This window comes from Pseudomonas sp. BN515 (assembly GCF_029873155.1).
Classification (GTDB): Bacteria; Pseudomonadota; Gammaproteobacteria; order Pseudomonadales; family Pseudomonadaceae; genus Metapseudomonas.
In genome coordinates this window covers 97,758-103,781 of sequence record NZ_SSOH01000057.1, presented here as the reverse complement: position 1 = coordinate 103,781, position 6,024 = coordinate 97,758, and the positions used below count along the sequence as shown (strand labels likewise).

Annotated in this window: 11 protein-coding genes; all 11 read left to right on the top strand. The window is 57.9% G+C overall.

Annotated elements, in window-relative coordinates; genetic code table 11:
- On the top strand, window positions 1-1,140 hold a 1,140-nt coding region (gene tuf / locus E8E91_RS14955), incomplete at its 5' end, for an elongation factor Tu (RefSeq protein ID WP_280375002.1).
- Window positions 1,141-1,293: 153 nt separating this feature from the next.
- Entirely contained in the window at window positions 1,294-1,605 is a 312-nt protein-coding gene (gene rpsJ / locus E8E91_RS14950; protein WP_003243886.1) for a 30S ribosomal protein S10, read from the top strand.
- Window positions 1,606-1,689: 84 nt separating this feature from the next.
- Window positions 1,690-2,325: a 50S ribosomal protein L3 gene (gene rplC / locus E8E91_RS14945; RefSeq protein WP_077525959.1), complete on the top strand. Its 636-nt coding sequence runs from the start codon at window positions 1,690-1,692 to the stop codon at window positions 2,323-2,325.
- 14 nt (window positions 2,326-2,339) lie between these two features.
- Complete coding sequence (rplD, locus tag E8E91_RS14940) at window positions 2,340-2,942, top strand: 50S ribosomal protein L4 (protein WP_190826497.1); 603 nt, start codon at window positions 2,340-2,342, stop codon at window positions 2,940-2,942.
- Entirely contained in the window at window positions 2,939-3,238 is a 300-nt protein-coding gene (gene rplW / locus E8E91_RS14935; protein ID WP_028629287.1) for a 50S ribosomal protein L23, read from the top strand. Before rplD ends, rplW begins: the two co-directional genes overlap by 4 nt.
- 11 nt (window positions 3,239-3,249) lie before the next feature.
- Window positions 3,250-4,071: a 50S ribosomal protein L2 gene (rplB, locus tag E8E91_RS14930; protein WP_280364805.1), complete on the top strand. Its 822-nt coding sequence runs from the start codon at window positions 3,250-3,252 to the stop codon at window positions 4,069-4,071.
- Between the two features lie 14 nt (window positions 4,072-4,085).
- Window positions 4,086-4,361: a 30S ribosomal protein S19 gene (gene rpsS, locus E8E91_RS14925; protein WP_016490535.1), complete on the top strand. Its 276-nt coding sequence runs from the start codon at window positions 4,086-4,088 to the stop codon at window positions 4,359-4,361.
- Window positions 4,362-4,374: 13 nt separating this feature from the next.
- On the top strand, window positions 4,375-4,707 hold the full coding sequence (gene rplV / locus E8E91_RS14920) for a 50S ribosomal protein L22 (protein WP_007161246.1): 333 nt from the start codon (window positions 4,375-4,377) through the stop codon (window positions 4,705-4,707).
- 13 nt (window positions 4,708-4,720) lie between these two features.
- Entirely contained in the window at window positions 4,721-5,407 is a 687-nt protein-coding gene (gene rpsC, locus E8E91_RS14915) for a 30S ribosomal protein S3 (RefSeq protein WP_028629286.1), read from the top strand.
- A 12-nt stretch (window positions 5,408-5,419) separates the two neighbouring features.
- Window positions 5,420-5,833 (top strand): 50S ribosomal protein L16, encoded by a 414-nt coding sequence (rplP, locus tag E8E91_RS14910; protein ID WP_016490537.1) that lies wholly within the window; start codon window positions 5,420-5,422, stop codon window positions 5,831-5,833.
- Window positions 5,833-6,024, top strand: coding sequence for a 50S ribosomal protein L29 (rpmC, locus tag E8E91_RS14905; protein ID WP_016490538.1), 192 nt, complete (start codon window positions 5,833-5,835; stop codon window positions 6,022-6,024). Before rplP ends, rpmC begins: the two co-directional genes overlap by 1 nt.

Genomic DNA, 6,024 nt, shown 5'->3' with positions numbered 1-6,024 from the left:
GGTCACGTTGACCATGGCAAGACCACTCTGACTGCTGCTCTGACCAAGGTCTGCTCCGAGACCTGGGGCGGTTCCGCTCGCGCTTTCGACCAGATCGACAACGCGCCGGAAGAGAAGGCTCGCGGTATCACCATCAACACCTCCCACGTTGAGTACGATTCCGCTGTTCGTCACTACGCTCACGTTGACTGCCCCGGTCACGCTGACTACGTGAAGAACATGATCACCGGTGCTGCGCAGATGGACGGCGCTATCCTGGTTTGCTCGGCTGCTGACGGCCCCATGCCGCAGACCCGCGAGCACATCCTGCTGTCCCGTCAGGTGGGTGTTCCTTACATCGTCGTGTTCCTGAACAAGGCCGACATGGTTGACGACGCCGAGCTGCTGGAACTGGTCGAAATGGAAGTTCGCGACCTGCTGAACACCTACGATTTCCCGGGCGACGACACTCCGATCATCATCGGTTCCGCTCTGATGGCCCTGGAAGGCAAGGACGACAACGAAATCGGCGTTTCCGCCGTTCGTAAGCTGGTTGAGACCCTGGACTCCTACATTCCGGAGCCGGTGCGTGCCATCGATCAGCCGTTCCTGCTGCCGATCGAAGACGTGTTCTCCATCTCCGGCCGCGGTACCGTGGTTACCGGTCGTGTTGAGCGCGGCATCGTCAAGGTTCAGGAAGAAGTCGAGATCGTCGGCATTCGTGCGACCACCAAGACCACCTGCACCGGCGTTGAAATGTTCCGCAAGCTGCTCGACGAAGGTCGTGCCGGTGAGAACGTTGGCGTCCTGCTGCGCGGCACCAAGCGTGACGACGTAGAGCGTGGTCAGGTTCTGGCCAAGCCGGGCACCATCAAGCCGCACACCAAGTTCGAGTGCGAAGTGTACGTGCTGTCCAAGGAAGAAGGCGGTCGTCACACCCCGTTCTTCAAGGGCTACCGTCCGCAGTTCTACTTCCGTACCACTGACGTGACCGGTAACTGCGAACTGCCGGAAGGCGTAGAGATGGTAATGCCGGGCGACAACATCAAGATGGTTGTCACCCTGATCGCTCCGATCGCCATGGAAGATGGCCTGCGCTTCGCGATCCGCGAAGGTGGCCGTACCGTTGGTGCCGGCGTGGTTGCCAAGATCATCGAGTAATCGAAGATCTAGCTAAAGAAAAGGGCCCTTCGGGGCCCTTTTCTTTTGGTTGATCAAAAGTTGACACCCCTCTAGAGCATCCGTACAATCACGCCTCCTTTTAACGGGCGTAGTCCGTCCGTTGGGGAAGCAGAGATAGAGTCTGAGGTCAAAATGCAAAACCAACAAATCCGTATTCGGTTGAAGGCTTTTGACCATCGCCTGATCGATCAATCCACCCAGGAAATCGTGGAAACCGCGAAACGTACTGGTGCTCAGGTGCGTGGTCCTATTCCTCTGCCTACTCGCAAAGAGCGGTACACCGTTCTGATCTCCCCGCACGTCAACAAAGACGCGCGCGATCAGTACGAAATTCGTACCCATAAGCGTGTTCTGGACATCGTCCAGCCGACGGATAAAACCGTCGATGCGCTGATGAAGCTCGACCTTGCGGCAGGCGTGGAAGTGCAGATCAGCCTCGGCTAATAACCTTCGGGTTTTAGTCGTGTAACGCTCTGAAATGGGCGGCCATAGCGGGTGAAAGCCCCGTACACTCATGAGGTTTACAACATGACTATTGGTGTAGTCGGTCGTAAGTGCGGCATGACCCGCATTTTCACCGAAGAAGGTGTCTCCATTCCGGTTACGGTCATTGAGATCGAGCCGAATCGTGTGACCCAGTTCAAAAACGAAGAAAGCGATGGCTATCGCGCCGTACAGGTAACTGTCGGTGAGCGTCGTGCCTCTCGCGTGACCAAGGCGCAAGCCGGTCACTTCGCCAAGGCAAGCGTGGCTGCTGGTCGCGGTGTCTGGGAATTCCGTCTTGAAGAAGGTGAATACCAGGCTGGCGATCAACTGACTGCCGAGCTGTTCCAGGCTGGTCAGCTGGTAGATGTTACCGGTCAGTCCAAGGGTAAAGGCTATGCCGGTACCATCAAGCGCTGGAACTTCCGTGGTCAGGACAACACCCACGGTAACTCCGTTTCCCACCGCGCCCCGGGTTCTATTGGCCAGTGCCAGACTCCTGGTCGTGTCTTCAAGGGCAAGAAGATGTCCGGTCACCTCGGTGCCGAGCGTGTGACTGTTCAGTCCCTGGAAGTTGTGCGTGTCGATGCAGAACGCAATCTGCTGCTGGTCAAAGGTGCCGTTCCCGGCGCTACCGGTGGTGATGTGGTTGTGCGTCCGGCAGCCAAGGCTCGCGGTTAAGAGGGGAAGCTGAGATGCAACTGAATGTAAATGGCGCTCAGGCTATCGAAGTCTCCGAGCGTACTTTTGGCGGTGAGTTCAACGAAACCCTGGTTCACCAGGCTGTTGTTGCCTATATGGCCGGTGGCCGTCAGGGCACTCGCGCGCAGAAGACCCGTTCCGAAGTTTCCGGTGGTGGCAAAAAGCCGTGGCGTCAGAAGGGCACTGGTCGTGCTCGTGCTGGCACCATTCGCAGCCCCATCTGGCGCTCCGGTGGTACCACCTTTGCTGCCAAGCCTCAGGATCACTCCCAGAAGCTCAACAAGAAGATGTATCGCGCTGCGCTGCGTTCCATCCTCGCTGAGCTGGTTCGTCAGGACCGTCTGGTTGTGGTTGAGGACTTCGCTGTTGAGGCCCCGAAAACCAAAACTCTGCTGGGCAAGCTGAATGGCCTGGGTCTGACCGACGTGCTGATCGTTTCCGAAGGCGTTGATCAGAACCTGTATCTGGCCGCTCGCAACCTGCCGCACGTTGATGTTCGTGACGTCCAGGGTTCTGATCCGGTCAGCCTGATCGCCTACGACAAGGTGCTGATCACCGTGTCCGCCGTGAAGAAATTCGAGGAGCTGCTGGCATGAACCAGGAACGCGTATTCAAGGTGCTGGTTGGTCCGCACGTCTCCGAGAAGGCCACCATGCTGGCAGACAGCAAGGGCCAGTTCGTTTTCAAGGTTGCCACCGATGCAACCAAGCTGGAAATCAAGAAGGCCGTTGAAAGCCTGTTCAGCGTGAAGGTCGCTCGTGTCACCACCCTTAATGTAAAGGGCAAGACCAAGCGTACCGTTCGTGGTCTGGGCAAGCGTAACGACTGGAAGAAGGCGTACATCGCTCTTCAGCCGGGCCAAGATCTCGATTTCGCCAGCAGCGCTGAGTAAAGGGGTGCATCATGGCAATCGTTAAATGCAAGCCGACCTCCGCTGGCCGCCGTTTCGTGGTCAAGGTGGTCAACCAGGAGCTGCACAAAGGCGCTCCCTACGCACCGCTGGTCGAGAAAAAATCGAAATCCGGTGGTCGTAACAACAACGGCCGCATCACCACTCGCCACATCGGCGGTGGTCACAAGCAGCACTACCGTCTGGTCGACTTCCGTCGCAACAAGGATGGCATTCCTGCCATCGTTGAGCGTATCGAATATGACCCGAACCGTACTGCTCACATCGCTCTGCTGAAGTACGCCGATGGCGAGCGTCGCTACATCATCGCGCCGAAAGGCGTGAGTGCTGGCGACCAGCTGATCTCGGGCGTCAATGCACCGATCAAGGCTGGTAACGCCCTGCCGCTGCGCAACATCCCGGTTGGTAGCACCGTTCACGGTATCGAACTGAAGCCCGGCAAAGGCGCGCAAATCGCCCGTTCCGCTGGTGCCTCCGTTCAGCTGGTTGCTCGTGAAGGCGCCTACGTGACCCTGCGTCTGCGTTCCGGCGAAATGCGCAAAGTCCTGGCTGAGTGCCGTGCGACCCTGGGCGAAGTCTCGAACTCCGAGCACAGCCTGCGTTCGCTGGGTAAAGCTGGTGCCAAGCGCTGGCGTGGTGTTCGCCCGACCGTTCGCGGCGTGGCGATGAACCCGGTAGACCACCCGCATGGTGGTGGTGAAGGTCGTACCTCTGGTGGCCGTCATCCGGTGTCTCCGTGGGGCTTCCCGACCAAGGGTGCGAAGACCCGCGCGAACAAGCGCACCGACAACATGATCGTCCGTCGCCGTAAATAACTGAGGATACGACAGTGCCGCGTTCTCTGAAAAAAGGTCCTTTTATCGATCTTCACCTACTGAAGAAGATCGAAGTGGCGGTGGAAAAGAACGATCGCAAGCCGGTGAAAACCTGGTCGCGTCGCTCCATCGTACTGCCGCAGATGGTTGGTCTGACCATCGCTGTTCATAACGGTCGTCAACACGTCCCGGTTCTCGTGAACGAAGACATGGTCGGCCACAAACTCGGCGAGTTCGCTGCTACCCGCACCTATCGCGGTCATGCTGCGGACAAGAAAGCCAAGCGTTAAGGGGTAAGGAACGATGGAAGTAGCCGCTAAGCTGTCGGGCGCTCGAATCTCCGCCCAGAAAGCCCGCTTGGTCGCCGACCAGATCCGCGGGAAGAAGGTGGGCGAAGCGCTCAACCTGCTGACCTTCAGCAGCAAGAAAGCCGCTGAAATCATGAAGAAAGTGCTGGAGTCGGCCGTGGCCAACGCTGAGCACAACGAAGGCGCAGACGTGGATGACCTGAAGGTTTCCACCGTTTTCGTCAACGAAGGGCGTTCGCTGAAGCGCATCATGCCGCGTGCCAAAGGCCGTGCTGATCGCATCGTCAAGCGGTCTTGCCATATCACTGTCAAGGTTGCGGACAAGTAACGGAGTCGATCAGATGGGTCAGAAAGTACATCCCACTGGCATTCGCCTGGGTATCGTCAAGGAGCACACCTCCGTTTGGTACGCAGATAAGCGCACTTATGCCGATTATCTGTTTGCCGATCTGAAGGTGCGTGAGTACCTCCAAGACAAACTAAAAAGCGCGTCCGTAAGCCGTATCGATATTCATCGTCCGGCTCAAACCGCACGTATCACCATCCACACCGCTCGTCCCGGCATCGTGATCGGCAAGAAAGGTGAAGATGTTGAGAAGCTGCGCCAGGACCTGACCAAGCAAATGGGTGTGCCTGTGCACATCAACATCGAAGAGATCCGCAAGCCGGAGCTCGACGGTATGCTGGTTGCGCAGAGCGTAGCTCAGCAGCTGGAGCGTCGCGTAATGTTCCGTCGCGCCATGAAGCGCGCTGTACAGAACGCCATGCGTATTGGTGCCAAGGGCATCAAGATTCAGGTAAGCGGTCGTCTGGGTGGCGCTGAAATCGCCCGTACCGAGTGGTATCGCGAAGGTCGTGTGCCCCTGCATACCCTGCGCGCCGACATTGACTACGCAACCTACGAAGCGCACACCACCTACGGTGTGATCGGTGTGAAGGTTTGGATCTTCAAGGGCGAGGTCATTGGTGGCCGCCAGGAAGAGCTGAAGCCGGTAGCGCCCGCTCCTCGTAAAAAAGCTGCTAAGTAAGGGGTACGCCAAATGCTGCAACCAAAGCGTACGAAGTTCCGCAAGCAGATGACCGGCCACAACCGTGGTCTGGCTCAGCGCGGTAGCAAGGTCAGCTTCGGCGAGTTCGCGCTGAAGGCTACTGGCCGTGGTCGTCTCACTGCCCGCCAGATCGAGGCTGCACGTCGTGCCCTCACCCGTCACGTGAAGCGTGGCGGCAAGATCTGGATCCGTGTGTTCCCGGACAAGCCCGTTACCAAGAAGCCCCTGGAAGTACGTATGGGTAAAGGTAAGGGTGGCGTCGAGTACTGGGTAGCCCAGATTCAACCGGGCAAGGTCCTGTACGAGATCGAGGGTGTTTCCGAAGAGCTGGCGCGTGAGGCATTCGCCCTGGCCGCTGCAAAGCTGCCGCTCGCCACCTCCTTTGTTAAGCGGACGGTGATGTGATGAAAGCGAATGAACTTCGTGAAAAATCCGTACAGCAGCTGAACGAGCAACTGCTCGGCCTGCTGCGCGACCAGTTCAATCTGCGTATGCAGAAGGCAACTGGCCAGTTGGGGCAGTCTCACCTGCTCTCGCAAGTGAAGCGCGACATCGCTCGCGTGAAAACTGTGCTCAACCAGCAAGCAGGTAAGTAA